At 33.3% G+C, this 20,472-nt stretch carries 19 protein-coding genes and 1 pseudogene; 6 read left to right on the top strand and 14 right to left on the bottom strand.

The window, feature by feature from the left end; all coding sequences use genetic code 11:
* Positions 1-38 precede the first annotated feature (38 nt).
* The 3 genes from ACQKP0_RS17995 to ACQKP0_RS17985 form a co-directional block, all read right to left on the bottom strand.
* Complete coding sequence (locus ACQKP0_RS17995; protein ID WP_427407210.1) at positions 39-1,007, bottom strand: ABC transporter ATP-binding protein; 969 nt, start codon at positions 1,005-1,007, stop codon at positions 39-41.
* Positions 1,000-1,992 carry an ABC transporter ATP-binding protein gene (locus ACQKP0_RS17990; protein ID WP_427407209.1) on the bottom strand — a complete coding sequence of 331 codons (993 nt, stop codon included), beginning with the start codon at positions 1,990-1,992 and terminating at the stop codon, positions 1,000-1,002. Before ACQKP0_RS17990 ends, ACQKP0_RS17995 begins: the two co-directional genes overlap by 8 nt.
* 310 nt (positions 1,993-2,302) lie before the next feature.
* Positions 2,303-2,956 (bottom strand): MOSC domain-containing protein, encoded by a 654-nt coding sequence (locus ACQKP0_RS17985; protein WP_427407208.1) that lies wholly within the window; start codon positions 2,954-2,956, stop codon positions 2,303-2,305.
* Between the two features lie 218 nt (positions 2,957-3,174).
* Here ACQKP0_RS17985 and ACQKP0_RS17980 point away from each other — a divergent pair, with 218 nt between their 5' ends.
* Positions 3,175-4,440, top strand: a complete 1,266-nt coding sequence (locus ACQKP0_RS17980) for an MFS transporter (RefSeq protein WP_427407207.1) — start codon at positions 3,175-3,177, stop codon at positions 4,438-4,440.
* 29 nt (positions 4,441-4,469) lie between these two features.
* Here the strand turns inward: ACQKP0_RS17980 and panF are convergent, their stop codons facing one another.
* The 5 genes from panF to ACQKP0_RS17955 form a co-directional block, all read right to left on the bottom strand.
* Positions 4,470-5,906, bottom strand: a complete 1,437-nt coding sequence (gene panF, locus ACQKP0_RS17975) for a sodium/pantothenate symporter (protein ID WP_427407206.1) — start codon at positions 5,904-5,906, stop codon at positions 4,470-4,472.
* Complete coding sequence (locus ACQKP0_RS17970; protein WP_427407205.1) at positions 5,903-6,163, bottom strand: YhdT family protein; 261 nt, start codon at positions 6,161-6,163, stop codon at positions 5,903-5,905. The genes panF and ACQKP0_RS17970 overlap by 4 nt, the downstream gene beginning before the upstream one ends.
* Before the next feature lie 113 nt (positions 6,164-6,276).
* A complete protein-coding gene (locus tag ACQKP0_RS17965) occupies positions 6,277-7,047 on the bottom strand; it encodes an alpha/beta fold hydrolase (protein WP_427407204.1) in 771 nt (256 codons plus the stop codon).
* 168 nt (positions 7,048-7,215) lie between these two features.
* Positions 7,216-7,866, bottom strand: a complete 651-nt coding sequence (locus ACQKP0_RS17960) for a DsbA family oxidoreductase (protein ID WP_427407203.1) — start codon at positions 7,864-7,866, stop codon at positions 7,216-7,218.
* Positions 7,867-8,241: 375 nt separating this feature from the next.
* The gene (locus tag ACQKP0_RS17955; protein WP_427407329.1) at positions 8,242-8,832 is read right to left on the bottom strand and encodes a cell wall hydrolase; all 591 of its coding nucleotides are present in this window, start codon (positions 8,830-8,832) and stop codon (positions 8,242-8,244) included.
* A 366-nt stretch (positions 8,833-9,198) separates the two neighbouring features.
* Here ACQKP0_RS17955 and ACQKP0_RS17950 point away from each other — a divergent pair, with 366 nt between their 5' ends.
* The 4 genes from ACQKP0_RS17950 (at position 9,199) to ACQKP0_RS17935 (ending at position 11,732) form a co-directional block, all read left to right on the top strand.
* Positions 9,199-9,729, top strand: coding sequence for a cysteine hydrolase family protein (locus tag ACQKP0_RS17950; RefSeq protein WP_427407202.1), 531 nt, complete (start codon positions 9,199-9,201; stop codon positions 9,727-9,729).
* Between the two features lie 159 nt (positions 9,730-9,888).
* Positions 9,889-10,227, top strand: a complete 339-nt coding sequence (locus tag ACQKP0_RS17945) for a hypothetical protein (protein WP_427407201.1) — start codon at positions 9,889-9,891, stop codon at positions 10,225-10,227.
* A 307-nt stretch (positions 10,228-10,534) separates the two neighbouring features.
* A complete protein-coding gene (locus ACQKP0_RS17940; RefSeq protein ID WP_427407200.1) occupies positions 10,535-10,978 on the top strand; it encodes a YndM family protein in 444 nt (147 codons plus the stop codon).
* 130 nt (positions 10,979-11,108) lie between these two features.
* Positions 11,109-11,732 carry a LysE family transporter gene (locus tag ACQKP0_RS17935; protein ID WP_427407199.1) on the top strand — a complete coding sequence of 208 codons (624 nt, stop codon included), beginning with the start codon at positions 11,109-11,111 and terminating at the stop codon, positions 11,730-11,732.
* 18 nt (positions 11,733-11,750) lie between these two features.
* On the opposite strand, the gene ACQKP0_RS17930 is transcribed toward ACQKP0_RS17935, so the two are convergent.
* The 6 genes and pseudogenes from ACQKP0_RS17930 to ACQKP0_RS17905 all read right to left on the bottom strand — a co-directional run bounded on the left by ACQKP0_RS17930 (position 11,751) and on the right by ACQKP0_RS17905 (position 18,382).
* Positions 11,751-13,094, bottom strand: coding sequence for an amino acid permease (locus ACQKP0_RS17930; RefSeq protein WP_427407198.1), 1,344 nt, complete (start codon positions 13,092-13,094; stop codon positions 11,751-11,753).
* Positions 13,095-13,267: 173 nt separating this feature from the next.
* A complete protein-coding gene (locus ACQKP0_RS17925; RefSeq protein WP_427407197.1) occupies positions 13,268-15,229 on the bottom strand; it encodes an LTA synthase family protein in 1,962 nt (653 codons plus the stop codon).
* Between the two features lie 429 nt (positions 15,230-15,658).
* Entirely contained in the window at positions 15,659-15,859 is a 201-nt protein-coding gene (locus ACQKP0_RS17920) for a cold-shock protein (RefSeq protein WP_427407196.1), read from the bottom strand.
* Between the two features lie 496 nt (positions 15,860-16,355).
* Positions 16,356-16,439 (bottom strand): annotated as a pseudogene (locus tag ACQKP0_RS17915) (YjcZ family sporulation protein); the annotation flags it as partial.
* Between the two features lie 150 nt (positions 16,440-16,589).
* Positions 16,590-17,249 (bottom strand): phosphatase PAP2 family protein, encoded by a 660-nt coding sequence (locus ACQKP0_RS17910; RefSeq protein ID WP_427407195.1) that lies wholly within the window; start codon positions 17,247-17,249, stop codon positions 16,590-16,592.
* Positions 17,250-17,548: 299 nt separating this feature from the next.
* Positions 17,549-18,382: a Ku protein gene (locus tag ACQKP0_RS17905; protein ID WP_427407194.1), complete on the bottom strand. Its 834-nt coding sequence runs from the start codon at positions 18,380-18,382 to the stop codon at positions 17,549-17,551.
* 135 nt (positions 18,383-18,517) lie between these two features.
* Between ACQKP0_RS17905 and ACQKP0_RS17900 the strand changes: the two genes are divergently transcribed.
* The gene (locus ACQKP0_RS17900) at positions 18,518-20,353 is read left to right on the top strand and encodes a DNA ligase D (RefSeq protein WP_427407193.1); all 1,836 of its coding nucleotides are present in this window, start codon (positions 18,518-18,520) and stop codon (positions 20,351-20,353) included.
* Positions 20,354-20,472: the final 119 nt, after the last annotated feature.

The following is a 20,472-nucleotide window of genomic DNA, read 5'->3' as shown; positions in this document are numbered from 1 at the left end:
AAATTAATTACACCATGCCTTTAAATTTATATGCAAAATCATCCATGTAGATGACATGCTACAAAGTGACCTGTTTCTACTTCATTAAATAATGGTTTTTCAATGGAACATTTCTCCATAGCTAAAGGACATCTCGTATGAAAGGAACAGCCTTTAGGGGGATTCGCTGGGCTTGGTACATCCCCTTGTAATACAATTCTTTCTTTTATATAGTCAACATCAGCGATTGGTACTGCCGAAAGTAGTGCTTGTGTATACGGATGCTTAGGATTTTGGTAAAGCTCCTCGCTTTCAGCTAATTCTACTAATCTTCCGAGATACATAACTCCAACTCGATCGCTTATGTGCCTGACAACACCTAAGTCATGTGCAATAAATAAATAAGTTAAATCAAAATTTTTTTGCAGATCCTTTAATAAATTTAAAACTTGTGCCTGAATGGAGACATCTAAAGCAGAAACAGGCTCGTCTGCAATGATAAGCTTTGGATTTAGACTTAAAGCTCTTGCAATACCAATCCGCTGCCTCTGACCGCCGCTAAATTGGTGTGGATAGCGATTGGCGTGATAACTATTTAAACCTACAATCTCTAATAATTCACGAACCTTTTTTTTACGTACTGTTTTATCTTTTACCCCATGTACAATTAAAGGCTCCTCCAAAATTCTTTCAATTGTATGTCTTGGATTCAATGATGCATATGGGTCTTGAAAAATCATTTGCATCTGGCTGCGGATCTTTCTTATTTCTTGTTTAGAAAGTTTTGTAATATCTTTTCCTTCAAAGATAATTTTTCCATCACTAGGTTCAAGAAGTCGTAACAGCATCCGACCTGTAGTCGATTTTCCACATCCACTTTCACCTACAAGTCCAAGTGTTTCTCCTTTATGTATCGAAAATGATACATCATCAACAGCTTTTACTTCACCTACTTTTTTTCCAAACACTCCACCTCGAATTGGGAAGTTCTTTTTTAAATGTTCAATTTTCAATAGAGGTTCATTCATTTATGACGACATCCTTCCCATCCTCGTATAGCCAGCATCTAACCTTTTGCCCGTTTTCCATTACAGTTAATTGAGGTGTATCACTATAACATCGACCGTGGACATGTGAACAACGAGGAGCAAAATGACAACCTGTTTCAACTGAACCTGGTTTTGGTACATTTCCTGGAATTGAGAATAATTTCTCCTTTTTTTGCCTCATATCTGGAACAGACTGAATTAAGCCAATCGTATACGGATGTTTTGGTTGTTTGAAAATAGTACGTACATCTGCTTCTTCAACAATCTTTCCGCTATACATGACAATGATTCTTTGACACATTTCAGCTACTACACCTAAATCATGTGTGATCATAATAATAGCTGTGTTTGTTGCTTTATTTAAATTCTTCATTAAGTCTAATATTTGGGCTTGTATCGTAACATCTAAAGCTGTCGTGGGTTCGTCTGCGATTAATAGCTTTGGTTCACAAGCAAGTGCCATCGCGATCATTACACGCTGTCTCATACCACCTGATAATTGATGTGGGTATTCATTAATTAATTCTTCTGCACGAGGAAGACCGACTTTTTTCAACATCCCAATGGCATGTTCTTTTGCTTTTTTCTTAGGCCACTTCCAATGAATTTTAATGGCTTCAATTAATTGCTCACCGATAGTAAAAACTGGATTTAAACTCGTCATTGGCTCTTGAAAAATCATTGCAATGTCATTCCCGCGAATACTTCTCATCCTTTTTTCTGTTGCTTTCGCTAAATTTTCACCATTGAAAAGAATTTCCCCTTCCACTTTCCCGTTTGAAGTTGGGATAAGACCCATAATGGATAGGGATGTGACACTTTTCCCACACCCTGACTCACCGACTATCCCTAAAACCTCTTGAGGATATACTTGAAAATCAATATCATTAACAACAGGGATAGAGCCCTCATCTGATGAAAAGGAGGTACTTAAGGCTTTAATTTCCAGGACCGGACTCTTCATTTATTCGCTCCTCTCTCGCATTTGACTTAACTTAGTTGAAGAAAATCTCTTAAATAAACAAACTAGCCCTTTCGAATAATATAAAATTTTCTTTATTTCTAAATATTCTACATTCTTTTATCTTTTTTGAAAATAGATTTTATAAAAAATTATTAGAATTTTATATTTTTAAAAAATAAATGAGTGGTCTCCCACCCATTATTTGAAATCGATTTGTTATATAATTTTTGTTTAAGTGGTGTATCATGATTAGTTGAAAAATATTTTTTTACATCATTTTTATTAAGATTGAATCATTTAATTATTTTCTTTATTTACTATTTATATTATTTTTTAACTTTGTTATCTTTTTTTCAAGCTTTTCTTTCATCGCTGGTGCTAACTCAGGGATTTGTACGACTTTTTGAATTGATTCAATGCTATTCTGATGAAAATAAGTAAACATTGATTCAAAAACACTTACCGCCATTGGGTGACGATCTATTAAAATAATCTCAGAGTTTTCCCTAATAATTCCCTCTTTTAAGACTCTGGCAAAATATCCGCTATAGCATGTATCAATCGTCCTTTTTAAAAATAAATCAATTCCATTAAACTTTGAGATCGTTGAACATGGAATTCTCCCTTGTGATATCTGAACGACTGCGTCACCTATTTGAATTATATCTCCTATGCAAACATCCTTCTCTAACATTCCTTCTATCGTTAAATTTTCTCCAAAAGCTGGGATAGATAGTTGGGTATTAAATTCTTTTTCCCATTGTTCATAATGTTCAAATGGGTAAAAGCATACTGCACGATCAGGACCTCCATGGAATGTGGGATTAGCAACCCCATCTCCTTCAAAACGGTCTTTAAATAACATTACTTCATTTTTTGACGATTTACCAATTCCTGTAACATACTCTTTGTTTTTATATATAGAAACCTGTGGTTGTCCGATATTTAAACTAATTATTTTCATATTTCCTCCTGTTTTCAAAAAAATCATGAAATAAAAAAAAGAAATGAGTAGATATTATGTATATAAGTTCTTTGCTAATATTTATTGATCTATATCGAAAAGACACTGCAAAAAGTAGAATCAAGCAAGCAAATAATATTAGGATTATACATTGACTAAAAAGCAGCAATATGTGTGAAAACAGTTCTAGATAACAACGAAAGGAAATATTAATGATCATGGCTAAAAACAATGCATTGAATCTTCATCATAATGAAATTCATGAAAAACGTTGGGCAATTGTATCTATTTCTTCAATTCCCTTAATCATGACTCTTGGGAATTCTATGCTCATTCCTATTCTGCCGTTGTTAGAAAAAAAACTAGATATTTCAAAGGTACAATCTAGTTATATTATAACGGTTTATTCAATTGTAGCAATTTTTTTAATCCCTATAGCTGGTTTTCTTTCTGATCGCTATGGAAGAAAAATAGTGATTATTCCTTCACTAATTATTTCTGGAATTGGAGGAATCATTTCTGGATGGGCCGCATGGCAATTAAAGGATCCTTTTTCTGTTATTTTAATTGGACGAATATTGCAAGGTATTGGTGCTGCAGGAGGATTGCCAATTGTGCTTCCACTTGTAGGTGACATGTTTCAACGTGAAAAAGATGTAAGTACCACATTAGGAATAATAGAAACATCGAATACTTTAGGAAAAGTTATCAGTCCTATTCTTGGAAGCTTTCTTGCGGGATTTATTTGGTTTTTGCCTTTTCTATCTATCCCTGTTTTTTGCTTAATTTCCTTATTATCTATTATTTTCCTAGTAAAAAAACCAAATAATGATAAAGCAGGACTGAAGTTTAAGGATTTTCTCCATAACACACGAGAAGTATTTAAAGAACATAGTAGATGGCTCCTAGCTGTTTTTGCGATCGGAGCTATCCTCATGTTTATTTTATTTGCAGTACTTTTCTATCTCTCAAGTACTCTTGAAGATCAGTACCATTATCATGGCGTCAAAAAAGGATTTATTCTAGCTGTTCCTCTAGCAGCACTCTGCCTTGCTTCTTATATTGCTGGGAAAGTTATTAAAGAAAATTTGGTCTTGATGAAATGGATTATCTTCTCAAGCATTATTTTAACTGGAATTGCAGTTGTTGCAGTCAGCTTTTCTGATCAATTTATGTTTCTCCTCATTGTATTTCTTATTTGTGGACTTGGTATCGGAGCTAGTCTTCCATGCCTAGATGCAATTATTACCCAAACAATTGAGAAAAACATTCGAGGAACGGTGACCGCATTTTACAGTTCTATGCGTTTCATCGGGGTTGCTGCAGGTCCTCCTGTAATGGCCTATTATATGAAAAGTAATTCAACATTTCTGTTTATTATTCTTGCTTTTCTTAGCCTTATTGGAGCAATCCTGGCATTTTTAGCAGTTAGGCCAAGTAATGAAAATGAAACAGAAAAGAACCCTTCCCACACAACTGTATAAAATAAATTTTGGATAAAAATAGCCACCCACTATTGTAAATGGATGGCTTTTCTTTTTGTTAACAAGGACACGAAAATAAATACAAAGAAAGAAAGTAATATTGGTAAAACCACTGTATGCATGCCAAATGCATTAGGGTGAAAACGATCTAAAAAAATGTAAGATCCCATACCAATAATCATAGAGGAAAATGCACCATATTTATTCCCATTTTTCCAATATAGCCCCATTACAATCGGCCAAATAAAGACTGCTTCCAATCCCCCAAACGAAAATAGATTTAACCAAATAAGGAGATCAGGTGGATGAATAGCAAAAAGTAAAACTGCAATTCCAATAATAGTAGTTGTCCAAAAACTTATTTTTTTCACTTTTTCAATATTCGCATCCCTGTCAACATATCCTATATATAAATCCTTAACAACTGCAGATGAAACAAGGATTAGCACCGAGTTAACCGTTGACATTATTGCTGCCATCGGTGCAGCTAATACGATTCCCGCAGCCCATGGTGGTAAAACCTTCATAGTAATAATCGGCATAACTGTATCAACATTTTCTATTCCTGGGACGATTGCATGTGCAAAAACACCAATTAAATGCATTCCAAACATAATCACGCCAATTACAATTGTACCGATTAAAATAGCTTGATGCATAGCCTTAGCATTTTTATATGACATCGCCCTTACAGCAATCTGTGGTAAACCAACAACACCGACCCCTACAAGTATCCAAAAGCTTGAAATATAAATTGGAGTTAATGATCGATCTGCTCCATAAGGACTTAGTAAATAGGGATTCTGGTGTTTTAATTCATTCATAATATTCTCCATCCCACCTCCAGCAACGATGGTAGCAATCAAAAGAATTAATGTACCCCCTAGCATAACTATACCTTGAATAGTGTCTGTAATAGCAACTGCTCTAAACCCACCGATAATGACATAGATAAGAACAGAGACGGCAAATATAAATAAAGCCGTTGTATAGGATACCCCCAAAATAGATTCCATTAATCTCGCACCGCCAACCCATTGTGCAATCATGGATGAAAATAAAAAGATAATTATACTTATAGCCGCAATAATAGTAACCCAATGCGATTGATATCTTTCCTTTAAAAAGTCAATTAATGTAATAGCGTTATATTTACGAGCAATAATAGCAAATTTTTTACCTAGAACCATTAATACAAAATAACCTGTTACCACTTGTGTCATGGATAAAAGCACCCAAGCCAATCCATAATTATATGCTGCACCTGGTCCACCAATGAAACTGCTTCCGCTTCCGTATGTAGCCACCATTGTCATTGCCAAAATAAAGCCGCCCATTTGCCGGCTGCCTAAGAAATATTCTTGAATAAAAGAATTAGAGCTATGAGTATACCGTGATGCCCAAAGACCAACAATAAAAAATAAGATTAAAAATAATAAAAGAGGAATAATAACTTGTATATTCATTGTCTTTCCTCTTCCTCAAAAGGCACTTCCTTAAAAAAACACTTGACTGCAATAAATACTAAAATGACTATGACAACAAAACCAAGGACACAACTATAAAAAAACCATTCAGGTAAACCAAATATGTATGTATATTCTTCTACCTTTTCACTACCATAGCCATAAGCAAAACAAAACCACCAGAGAAAGTGAATAACTGCAAGTCCTACTCCAATCCACGCTTCCTTATGAGCAATTTTAAACCGAGAGTCATTCATTTTTTTAACTCCTTTACCAAACATAGTTCCAATAAAAATATAAATTCTGTAGTCGTGATTGTCTCGTAATTTTTTTCTAACACTTTTCCATTCATCTAGTTTACATAATAAAATTATGTTAAATTAACAGTTTTTTTAATAAAACAACTAATTAATTCGTTTACCTGATTGTATTTTCTCGTTGGCAATTGATGGCCTGCTCCTCTAATAAAATGGATTTCAGTATCAATAATCTTTCGATATAGTTTAACATTGTTATTGACATAATCAGACTTTGAACCGTATAAAAGCATGAGTGGAGCATTTAAAGATATTAATCGATCTATACAGTCAAAATGCAAAGATTCAATATAAAACTGCCTCCAAATATGTCGATTGGATTTAATAATGTGCTCATATAATTCTAATTGCAATGATTTTACATTAAAATGACTTATGGATAATAATTTGGCTAATAATGTAGGAACAAACACGACCATATTGATCCCAATTTGATGTTCTACTTTGAAAACGTCTGATTGAACTTTTGGGTACCCACCTGATAATATCACACCTTTAACGTTCTTTGGGTACAAAATTGCATATTCTTGTACAATAATTCCGCCCGATGAATAGCCAAAAAGGAATAATTCATTTTCTCCTGCAGCATTGCGTATGGCTTCAATTTCTTCAATATAGGTAGAAACTGTCATATTACCATCAGGAGAAAGGCTCTCCCCATGCCCTGAAAAATCTGGAATCAGTAAACGAAATGATGATTGTAGAGGGAGTTGCTTTAAAAAAGTTTTTCTTCCCATCCCTGGAGGGTGAGCAAATAAAATAGCTGGACCTTTTCCTAAATCGTCATAAAAAATATTCCTATTTCCACATTGTGCAAATGGCATGTTTTTCTCTCCTTTTTACAAATCCTTTACTATAGATTTAACAATATTTGCTGAATTATTTTTTATTAAAATAAAAAATGACAAAAACCAATTTTTTCACTTGGTATTTGTCGATTTTAAAAAATTTTATTAAAAAAAGGAATATAAAAATATTCCTTTCAAAGTGTATTAGCAATACCCATTCATATCACATTGCATGCCATCGAACTCATTTGTTTTCTTTTTTTTTAATTCTTTGTCAATGACTTGGGCTAGCCTTTCTTTGCTGGCCAAACCTTGAATCACTTCATCACCAATAATAAACGTTGGGACAGCCATAATTTGCGCTTCTTCATAAGCATGTTTTAATGCATTTTGATGGGCTTCGCGATATTTTCGTGATACTAAAGCATCTTTAAAATCATCCTTAAAAAGTCCTACTTCGCCCGCTAATTTTGTTAATACTTCTACATCCTCGATATTTTGTTCCTCTTGAAAGAAGGCAGTAAATACTCGATGATGAAACTCATTTCCTTTTCCATGTTCCTTTGCGAATTGATATCCTTCAAAGGCCAAATGTGTATATGGATGAGGAGAGACATGTGGTAAACGCATATCTACCCCTAGTTTTTTCGCAGTAGGTAGAATAAAGGAATCCCATGATCTTAACTTGTCGGGTTCTTTCCATGGATCAATTTTAGAATATGGGCTTGGACGTAATTCAAATGGCATCCATTCTACTTCTACATCTTTCTCCTTCACAATTTCATCTAAAGGACCTTTTCCTAAAAAACAAAAAGGACATATGAAATCCGAATAAGCTTTAATTTTTACAGTCATTATATTTTCCCTCACATTTCGTATTAATATCATTGTAACTATCGTAGTTACATCTTGTGTAAAAAAATATGCTTTCTCTATTTTAGAATGCATAGTTATTCTTACACATTTACTTTGTAACATATACTTATTAATAGGTCTCAAGAGAAAAAGAATATGCAAAAATATAGCAAAAAGAATACATATTTTCATCATTTCGTCCTCTTGATGTAACTATTATAGTTACAACCAAACTAGAAGTCAACACTTTTACATTAAAAATTTATAGATTAAAACTTCATTCAATAGCTTTTAGTCCTTTTAAAGGTACTTTAAGTAATTAAAAAGGCTTTCCCATAAGTGTCCGTCACTTATAGGAAAGACTTTTTATAAGGATTATTTTGCAAAAACATGATTCCCGATTTTTGTTATGACTGTACGTGAAAAAACCCATTTACTTTTAGCTGTTTTTGGGTTGTAGAAATAGATGGATCCATTCCCTTGTCCTCTTAAGGCTAATGCTTCATTAACAGCTTTTTTAGATGCTGAATCTGCCGGTGTTTTTATTGAGCCGTTCTGTACCGGAGTGAAGGCATAATGACCTGACTCAACTTGGTTAATAATACCACTAATGGTATTAGGAAATTCTTGATTACTTAATCTGTTTAGAACTACCGTTGCTACGGCAACTTTCCCAGCATATGGTTCTCCTTTTGCCTCAGCAAAAACCAAACGTGCCATCAGATCTTTATCTGCTTCTGAAATAAAAGAATTTGGGATTACTAGGTTTTGTCCTACTTTTAGTACATTGTCTTGTTTATTATTTGCTTTTTTTAATTCAGAAATTGTCACACCATATTTACTTGCTAGATTCCAATACGTATCTCCTGATTTTACTGTATACGTATTACTTGCTGCCATAGACTGTGTAGCAATACCTAATAGTGAAATAGAAGCAACAAGAGCTAATGCTATCCGTTTAAACATTTTTTTCATAATTACCTCCTATTAGTCTGCTTTTTTATCTACTAATAGGCTACCATCTGTAATATTTCTATTCATTAACCAAAAGTTGGTAATATTTTATTAGAATACATGCCCCTTTGCTATTAAACAATTAAATTAACATAAGGGAATTTTATCCAATTCATAAATATTTCCATAAAAAACTACATAAAGAAAAATTATGATTGAATTTTACATAAAGTTTCAATTATGTAACAATCCACTTTAGACCAATTCTATTATATACCCCTACTAATATTAGGAAAATAAAATTGTTTTTGGATAATTAATTCCTCATTTCACAAACTAAATTCTGATGCAAATAGATTGAAAGTGGAGGTAATTTTTATGAAAGGAAGGAATACTGCCTTGTTAATCATTGATGTACAATTAGGTTCTTTCCGGGAAGCCGAACCTTTATATAGGAGAAATGAATTACTAAAGAACATTCAAGTACTTATTTCAAGAGCACAGATGGTCCAAGCTCCTATTATTTTCATGATGTTTAACGATAAACCCGGAAAACCTCTTGAACGCGGAACTTCCGGGTGGGAAATCCACCCTGATATAATTCCTACTGAAAAAGACATCATTATCGAAAAAAATCATGCGGATTCATTCCATGAAACAAATCTTCATCAAGAATTAGATATCCGTGGGGTGAAACAAATAATCATAACTGGAATCCAAACTGAAGTATGTGTGGATGCAACTTGCCGCAGAGCATATAGCCTAGGATATGATGTAATCCTCGTTAAAGACGGACATAGTACATATGATACAAGGATACTTAAAGCTTCACAAATAATTGACCATCACAACGAAATTCAGAATCAATGGTTTGCCTGTGTAAAAAATACAAATGAAATTGAATTTTGAACAAAATATTCTTAACTTAAGTATTTTACAAAACGATTGTTTTTTATGAAAGCCTAACACAATTTTGCATATATCATTCAAGACAAGCATATTTAGTGTTAAGGCATAATTCATTTTTTACTTAAACCTTTATTTAAGATTTTAAGGAGTGGGTTTACTTTGAAACGTAAAAAAAAATCGTTAGCAGCTATTTTTATAATATGCACGTTGATTTTCCTTGCCTATTTAAATGGAAAAACTGAAAATGATCTAAGTAATGTACATACATCAATTCCAGTATTTAATGATGAACAAGAGGAAACAACTGAAGAAGGTGTAAATCCTATATTTGAATACAAATTTATCGACTCAAAAAAAGAGGATGGCTATGTGATTGAAACCTATCGGGAGTATGAAGTATACAAGGATAGGAATGGTACCGTTATTAAAACAATCCCTACAAAAAATTATAATTATTTAAAATACAAAATAACCGAAAAACAGGATGAATCGAATTAATTAACCTTTTTAAACTGATATATGTATGACCAATAGATAGAGGACAAGATCCTCTATCTATTTTTTTATTACGGCTTTGTTAATGATTATTGTTGTTAAAATTACCTGTAGGGTATGCGTGAAGCGATTTCTATACAGAGTATAACTAGCTTAACGCATACCCTACAGTACTTTGCCAGAAACAACAACTTTGTTTAGCAATGCCTTTAATAAATATGACTTATGATATTAATTTTTTCAAAATGAATAATCAAACTTGTTTTATAAAAAAATAATACAAAATGTAAAAACCAAAGGAGTTAAAACAATGAAAACACTTACCGCATTAGCGATAAAATTTATTGCTTCTTTTGCTGCCTTTTTTGTAGTATTAGGCTTAATTTATGGATTGTCTTTACAAAGTATTGTTTTAATAACAATCATTATTGGTGTTATAACATATATTGGAGATAAGTTCATTTTACCCCGTTCCAATAATATTATAGCTACCTCAACAGATTATGGAGTAGCATTCCTATTAATTTGGTCGCTTAATTTTTATGGAAATGTAGATGATAATTATCTTGCACTTTTTTGGGCTTCTATATTTGGTGCTCTTGCTTTCTCTTTTTGTGAGTACTTTGTACACATTTACATGTATAAAGTGTTTTATCCTCATGAACAAAAAAGCAAACGAGGAATGTCCGTCATAAACTATGCAATGGAAACATCTGAAGAAATATCTCCCCCTAACGAAAAAAAGAATGAATAATATCTATATTAGAAGAGGCTGCAAAATAAAGCATCCTCTTTTTTTTGTAATTTTTATGGATTTTTTTGTTGTACAAGCATAATCCCTTGAATAGAATATATAAGTTCTATTTTTGGGAGGATAAGCGAACATGACTATTTTCTTCAGTTATATCTTTTTAGGAATATCCTTAGCAGCCCCACTAGGTCCAATAAACGCAGCACAAATAGATAAAGGAATTAAAAATGGGTTTCTCCATGCATGGCTAGTTGGATTAGGATCAATGGTTGCAGACGTTTTTTATATGATGTGTGTCTATTTTGGGCTTGTGCATTTTCTTGAAACATCGTTTATTAAATCTTTTCTATATTTATTCGGTTGTTTTGTTTTAACATATACTGGAATAGAAAGTTTCCTATCAGTCAAAAAAATAACGAATGATCCACTTAGAAAAAGCGAATCGCTACGAAAATCTTTTTCCTCTGGTTTTCTTTTGTCCATTTCTAATCCAATAACCATTCTTTTTTGGCTAGGTATCTATGGATCTGTTTTAGCAAAAGCAATGCAATCTGTGGAAACGGATCAACTGTTGTTATACAGTGGTGCTATTTTTATTGGACTCTTCATTTGGGATATTTCGATGGCTGCTGTTTCAAGTACCTTTCGAAAAATATTGAATACTAAATTTTTAGTTTCTATTTCTATACTTTCAGGACTTTCTCTAATTGGTTTTGGGGTTTATTTTGGCTTGGAAGCCATGAAAATTTTATTCTAAATCAACTTCCATTTATAATTATTTGTTATGTTTTTGCCAAAAATGATTCCTCTTCCATACCGCTAAACCTATCACAGCTAAAAATAATAAACTGATAAAAAAACCTGGTCTGCTCGCATCTTTTACCAAGGTTCCAGTAATGGCAATAACGATTATTACGATTCCAATGTATCTCTTTATTTGAGAAAAAAATGTTAACTTTAATAATTTATTAGAAGTGATTAATATGAATAACCAATTGTATATTAACATTAATCCCGCAGCTGTCGTAATATACTCATATATTTTATCAGGCATTATTAGGGAAAATATGATTGATACTACAAGACCAAAAATAGAAAGCCCAAGAGCAGGTAAAGGCGGACGCTGTCTTTGGTTCTTTCTAGTGACATTTTCCTTAGCAAAAATGGATGGAGCATCATGATCTTTAGCTAGTATCGCTAACATAGTTGTTACTCCAAAGAGCGAAGCAACCATGGTGGAAAATCCAGCTATAATTAAGGCACCGTTAAAAACATGAGGATAGAAAGGTAAATGATGATCATCTAAAGCAGTCACAAAAGGACTTTTACTTGAATTAAATGCTTGCCATGAATCCATTGAGACAGCTAAACCAACAGAAATTACATATATAATGACTATTAATAATAACATCACTTTTCCCGATTTTGTTGCATCCATTTTATTTTGCAGCCGAGTAGACATAATCCCCATTATTTCAATTCCACCAAATGCATAAAAGGCAAAAATTAATGATGACCACAATCCAAATACCTTATGAGGAAAAATTTCATTTATTGTATTGGGAGGATTATGATTATTTCCTTTATCTATTAAGCCAAACAAAGAAATGAGTGCGATGATGATAAACATAAGTATGGCTGCAAACTTCACAACGGCAAATAAACTCTCTAAACGGTCAAAACCTTTTGTACCAATGATGACTACTAAAATGCCTAAAACTGCATACCCAGCAGCAAATAACCAAAGTGGTACTTGAGGAAACCAGAATCTCGAAAATATAGATAATGCAGTCATTTGACTACCCATAATTAACATTTCTGCACACCAATACACCCAACCGCTGCAAAAACCCGCCCATTTCCCATATGCTTTCTTAGCATAGGATCGGAACGAACCCTCTAGTGGTTCATTAATTGTCATTTTTGCTAGTGCCTCATATACAAAGTAAGTAGCAATTGATGCGGTTACAAGTGAAAAGACATAGGAAGGACCAGCAAGCTTAATTCCAATACTCGTCCCCAGAAAAAAACCAGTACCAATAATACATCCTACACCAATAACAGATAATTGCCACCATTTTAAATTATTTTCACTTCCTCCTCTTTTCACCTTACTCACTAAAATCCCTCCCTCCAATCTCCTGTTATTGTTCGATATAAGCTTTAATTTATGTATGGTTAATACGAAAAGCGCAAGCGCCTTGATCAGCCCTGACAAGTAAATATCCCCGAGTGGCCGGCTGCTTGCGCTAGACACAAAAAAAATCCTCTCATAAATGAGAGGATTTCAGCTTAATTATGATTGTCTGTATTTGTTGTTTCATCGGTGGCTTGATTTTTCGTATAATCATAATCTGAACGATTGACCGGTGTAAATCCTTTTGGTGTATAGAAACGTAGTAAGTCATCATAGACCACTTTATCTGATAATTCTAGTTCAGTTTTAACTACTTTATCAGTTTCTTGGCATGACTTATTATCGGCTTTTTCACCTGTAGGATTTTTATAACATTCTCCGCTAATTTGAGTATAATCTTTTGAAACATAATCACCATTACGGAATGGTACGATTTCACGATGTTCTTTAGACAATAAGTCTGTTCCAAATTGAATGTAATCTTTTGTATCTATACCAAGTAAATGCATTAGAGTAGGACGAACATCCACTTCACCGCCATAAGTGTGATCAATATGACCTTTTACACCAGGTACATGGATAAATAATGGAACTCTTTGCAATTGGGCATTAATATAAGGTGTAATTTCATCTACCCCCATTACCTTTGCCATTGCTTTATTATGATTTTCAGATAGGCCGTAATGGTCACCATACATAATAATAATCGAGTTATCGTATAATCCAGAAGCTTTTAAATCATTGAAGAACTGCTCCATTGCTTGATCTAAATAATGAGCTGTTTGAAAATAATTATCGACGATTTTATCTCCAAAATCTCCTTTAGGGAAGTTCGGATCATTATTTAATTCAAATGGAAAATGGTTTGATAACGTTATAAATTTTGTATAAAAAGGTTGTGGAAGTTTTTCAAGATAAGGCATCGATTCCTTGAAATATGGTTTATCTTCCATACCGTAGTTAATTGTATTTTCGGGACTCATGTCATAATAATTAGCATCAAAGAACTTATCATAGCCTAAAGACTTATACATTTCATCTCGGTTCCAGAATGATTTAACGTTACCATGGAAAACTGCAGATGTATATCCTTTTTGCCCTAGAATGGCTGGTGCGGCTTGGAAAGTATTAAGAGCCTTTGTAGTAAATACAGCACCTTTTGGTAAAGGGAATAATGAATTTTCCATCATAAATTCAGCATCCGAAGTTTTTCCTTGTCCTGTTTGATGGAAAAAGTTATCGAAATAAAATGTATTTTTATCATTAGTTAATTTATTTAAGAATGGTGTCACTTCTTGCCCATCAAGCTTATAATTAATTAGGAAATTCTGAAATGACTCCAATGAAACAAAGATAACGTTTCTTCCTTTTGCAGCACCAAAATATTTTTTATTTGGGTCTGCATGATTTGCCTTCGCATAGTTTTCAACATCAACGACATCACTGCTATCAGCAAATGCACGCTGCGCTGAAGATTTAGTTGTTTGGATCGCATCGTAAATTGTATGATTATATATTCCAAGATATTTAACAATATAGGTATTGTCAAATGTACGAGTTAATAGTTCTGGGCGATCAGCCTCTGCTAATCCTAGGTTAATAATAAAAAATGCAATTGCTCCCGCAAACACTGCAAAAATAGAACGACGATTCATTCTTTCTGCTTGTGATTTAACTACTTTAAATAGAATCAATCCAACGATGATAATTATATCTAAGAAATAAAGTACATCATAAGGCTTCATCAATGCCGTTGCACTACCGCCTAATGATCCAAAATTCTTTGTTTGAAAAAGAACCGGAATGGTAATAAAGTTATTAAAAAAGCGATAGTAACAAACATTTGCATATAAAAGGATTGAAAGTACTACATCAATAACAATCATTGCTATAGAACGAGCACGCCCTTTAAAGAACAAAGCAAAACCAAAAAAGAATAATGCTGAACTAATCGGATTAAAGAACAGCAAAAACGCCTGCATGCTATTTTTTATATCTAGATTAAATTCTACTTGATATACAGCGTATGATTTTATCCAAAAAAGTACAACGACTAAATAAAATAATGAAAACTTTTTATTTAACAAACTATAAATATTAGATTTTATTTTTTCCATTGTTTAACCTCCTATTGGTCATAATGATGACTCAAAGGTGACTTTAATTTTTTTTGTAAATATTGTCTACCTCGGTAATTGGTACTCAATCATTTTAATACTTTCATAAAATAAATCAAGTATTTTTATCGAAAACAGCCTATCAGAACTACAAAAAAAAATCGATTAAATTATATATAAATCGACAAATTCTACTTTAACTCATATACTAAATGTGCATGATTAGCTATTATAACATAGTTATTCTCTAGAAGATGAAAGTACATAAATTTGTCAAATATTGATGATTTTTTTTTGAGGTATAGAGGGATGTAGGAAATTTGATGCAACCTTTCAAAGGTCGAGATCTGAGGTCGGATCTGAAAATAAAAAAGATTAATGTGTTTTATTTCGCAAACAAAAAACTGCCCTTAGGCAGTTTTTTGTAAATTATAGTTTTACAACGTTGTCAGCTTGTGGTCCGCGTTGACCTTCAACAATATTGAATTCTACACGTTGACCTTCTTCTAATGTTTTGTAACCTTCGCCAGAAATCGCGCTGAAGTGTACAAATACATCGTTTCCACCTTCAACTTCGATGAAGCCAAATCCTTTTTCACTGTTGAACCATTTTACTGTACCTTGTGTCATGAATAGACAACCTCCAAAAATTTTTTAATATGTTACTCATATTTACGCAGTAAATAAAAATTCACATATTATAAAGAGTATCCACACAAAAAAAGTAGGTACTCTTTATAACATGTGAATCTAATAACTCCATATTTGAAACCATAAAAATGATGATTGATAGGTAAATTAATCAGTAAAAACATTTACTTCAAAACAACGAAAGCCCTTCCTCTCTTCCGTCCTTACGGCTCCTAGACCGCGCCAGTATGAATTGAAAAACAAAACATACAGTGGAAAAGAATCTTTGCTTCAAACTATTCACTCCTAATCTGAGTTCAATTTAATTGTAAAGCAATTAACAAATAAAATCAAGATAAATAAGGAAAATTCCGCTTTGTAACTTATGAATACTTTCTTACCTTTTTGAAAAAGGCACCCAAGAGAAGGTGCCTTTTTATTATTAACAACAACCGTATCCATAACCATAACCTGGACCGTATCCCCCACCACCTAAATATGCTGCACCAACAATAATTAATAGAATAAACAAGACAACGATAAAAGCAAACCCGCCTCCGTATCCTATTCCTCCACTCATATAGTCATACCTCCCTTATAGAAACTTCCCTAGCATCATATTCATGATTGGGTAATTTGGAATTTATTTTTTTGGTTTTGGGCTAAAATGGACAATAGCCTAGTTTTATCTGAAATATTCCATAAAAACTAGGCATTGATAAAAATAAAATCAAGACTTAAGTCCTTTTTTCTTCCATTTTTCAACAAACGAAAAGGTTATTATACAGATTAATAACCAAAAAGCACCTGCGATATAACCTCCTACCACATCACTTGGATAGTGAACCCCAAGATAAATACGGCTAATTCCAATTGCAAAAATCATGACTATTCCAAAGATAGCTCCAACTATTTTAGCCCATGTATGGTTGAATACTTTAAAAAGGATAAAGGCCAAGGAACCATATAAAATCATCGACCCCATTGAATGTCCACTAGGAAAGCTATAGCCATGTTCTTGAATAATAGGCTGAATATCTGGTCGTTCCCTTTTAAAATATAGTTTTAAAATCTTATTAAACACACCTGCACCAAGTCCAATTGTTACCATCAAAAATAAACTTAATAAACGATGCCTCGTAATAAAAAGGGCAATAATTACAAGGGCAGTTATTATTGCCACACCTTTGACAGAACCAAAAAATGTAATAAACAACATGATAGATGTAAGTCGATCTGAAATATTACTTTGTACTATTGAAATAATATTATAATCAAACTTGTGAATTTCTGGTCCATTAAAGCTGGTTGCAATTGCAAAAAATCCCCATATAAAAATCCCTAATAAAATAATTTCAATAGCACCTAACCATATAGCACGAGTTTTCATATTCTTCCTAACCTCCTGATAACTCTTCAATCGTAGCACATATAAGAACAAAAGCGTAAACGCCTTGCTCATCGGCGTACGGATTTCGTAGTCTTCGACTGAGATAAAGGAAACACGGTGAGGTAGTTCACGAGCCGATGTTGACTTATCGTAGGGAGGAGACGGAGAAATCTGCTAGCCGATAGGCGCTGGAGCTAGACGTAAACCTCGCTCTTCATAAAGTTACCACAGTGCGAATATTTTATAATTTCCTGGTGCATGAAAAAGACAATTCTTTTTTGAACTGCCTTTTTCCTTACTTATAGTGCTTTTTTCGTCGTCGCTTTTTTTCGTTTAGCAGGAGATTTCTTTACCTCCTTCGGTTTTGTTTTATCAATAGAAGCTTGGAGTGCTGCCATTAAATCAGTAACATTGGCCGCGGGTTCCTTTTCCTTAGCGGTAACCATTTCTTTTCCTGTACGCTTCGACTCAATTAATTCCATTAATTTTGAACGATATTCGTCTGTATATTTTTCAGGTTCAAAGGTTGTAGTAAGTTGATCAATCAATAGGATAGCAGTTTCAATTTCTTTTTTAGAAACTTGGTCTTCAGCAGGGACATTGGGAACATCAGCGACATTCCTTACTTCATCTGGAAAATGAATCGTCTCCATTAATAATGTATTTTCAAATACTCTAATAACGGCTAATTGTTCTTTTGATCGCATAACGATTTTAGCTAAACCAGACTTTTTCGATTCGATTAAGGCTTTTCTAAGTAAACCATAGGCTTTTATCCCCCCTTCATTTGGAGACATATAGTAGCTTCGGTTATAATAGATCGGATCAATTTCTTCCATCTTAATAAAATCAATAATTTCAACTGCCTTTTCTTCGGTCGCTTTTTTTAATTCCTCTAGCTCAGTCTCTTCCAAGATAACAAACTTTCCTTTTGCAATTTCATATCCCTTAACTATGTCATCCATAGACAATTCTGTTTCACAAACAGGACAAATTTTTTCATATTTTATCGGTGTATGACATTTTTTATGAAGTGAACGAAGCTTAATATCCTTATCTTCTGTTGCTGCATGTAATTTTATCGGAATATTCACTAAGCCGAAGCTTATACTTCCCTTCCAAATTGTGTGCATTTTCATACATCCTTTCTAAAAAACTTCTTATTATAATGTTTGATACCTTCGGTGGATTTGATACTTAAAAAGTTTTGGAAATATAGCAAGGATAAATAGGGTATAGTAATAAAAAATGTAATGTGGTGATATGTTATGAAACCGATGCTCCCTACTTTAAAATCACATGCACCGACTACAGGAAATTGGTTATACGAAATAAAGTATGATGGTTTTCGAGCCATATTGGAATGGGATCAAAATAAGATTCACCTTTGGAGTAGAAATGAAAAAGACTTGTTACCACAATTTCCAGAAATAGAAAGCTACTTGTTAAGCATTCAAAAACAAGCTTCGTCTTTTCTGCCGTTAAAATTAGATGGTGAACTAGTCTTACTTGAAAACGACGGGAAAGCAAATTTTGGTCAATTACAGATTAGGGGCAGAATGAAATCGATGGATCGAATCCAAAGACATGTAAGTATTAGACCATGTCGTTACTTAGTTTTTGATATATTAACATTAAACGGAACATCCTTAACCCAGCATCCTTTTAATAGAAGAAAACAACAACTTAAAGATATGTTTGATTCCTTAGAATTACCTTTACACCCCTCTATTGGTTGCTCAAAACTTGTACAATTCGTACCCTACGAAAAGAAATTTGATAAAATTTGGAAACAAGTGGCCCAGAATGATGGAGAAGGTGTAGTAGCGAAAATAAACGAAAGTAAATGGGAGGAAGGAAAACGTACTGAAACATGGATAAAAATCAAGAATTGGAAAAGAGCTTCATGTTTTATTACTGGATATGACACTTCAAATGGTTATTATCATGTAGCGGTGTATAAGGAAGATATACTTTTTCCATTAGGTGTATTTATATTCAGTATGGATCCCGAGCAAAAAAAAGCTTTAAATCAAGTAATTAAAGCAAATGCTATAGCAAAGGAAAATGGAGTGTTACAAATTCATCCTTCGATTTGTGTAGATATCAATTACTTAGAATGGTACGAGCAGCAGCTTAGAGAACCACATTTTCATGAGTTCCGTTTCGATTTAACACCAGAGGCATGTACGTATGAACTATTTCTGTTAAATGAAGCTAATGTTCCAAAGGAGATAAACATTACACACCCTGATAAACCATTATGGAGAAAAACTCCTATTTCAAAGCTAGATTATATTCGCTATATGAGGGATGCTTCGCCATTCATCCTTCCATTTCTACAAAATCGATCTTTAACCGTTATCCGATATCCACACGGAGTATTTGGCGAGCCTTTTTATCAGAAAAATTGTCCAGATTATGCTCCTGACTATATCACTACACACCAGGAAGATGGGATAAATTATATTGTTTGTAATGATTTACAAACTTTGATGTGGTTAGCAAATCAACTGGCTATTGAATACCATATCCCATTTCATACAAACGATAACCCATACGTTAGTGAAATTGTCTTTGATTTAGATCCACCAACACGGAAGGAATTCCATTTAGCCGTCACAGCCAGTTTAATGATGAAAAAAATATTTGATCAATTAAATTTAACCACTTTTGTTAAAACATCGGGAAACAAAGGACTTCAGGTGTACATCCCCTTACCTGACAAAAGGTACAATTGGAAGGATACTCGTCTATTCACAGAGTTTATTGCAAATTACCTTGTAACAGAGCGACCTGAGTTGTTCACCATTGAAAGACTAAAAAAACATAGAAAAGGAAGGCTCTATGTTGACTTTGTCCAGCATGCTGAAGGAAAAACAATCATAGCTCCATATTCCATGCGCGGACATGATGATGCATTAGTAGCTACCCCTTTATTCTGGGATGAAGTAAATGAAGAACTTAATCCTGAGCACTTTACCTTGGATACTGTTCTTGAACGAATTAATAAACTTGGTTGTCCATTCGCTAGTTATTTTGAATCAAAATTGAATCAGCCTTTTGAGCCAGTTTTAAACTTTCTGAAAAACACTACAAAATAAAACCGACAATAAAAACATTGTCGGTTCAGATTGTAGACAAAAGGGGTTCGAAATGGTCACATTCCGAACCCCTTTTGATATTTTTCTTACTTTTTTACCTTTTTGGATGTATGCTGACC

It is taken from the genome of Heyndrickxia sp. NPDC080065, from assembly GCF_050281185.1.
GTDB lineage: Bacteria > Bacillota > Bacilli > Bacillales > Bacillaceae_C > Heyndrickxia.
The sequence above is the reverse complement of the archived record's forward strand: the minus strand, read 5'-3'. Positions and strand labels throughout refer to the sequence as shown.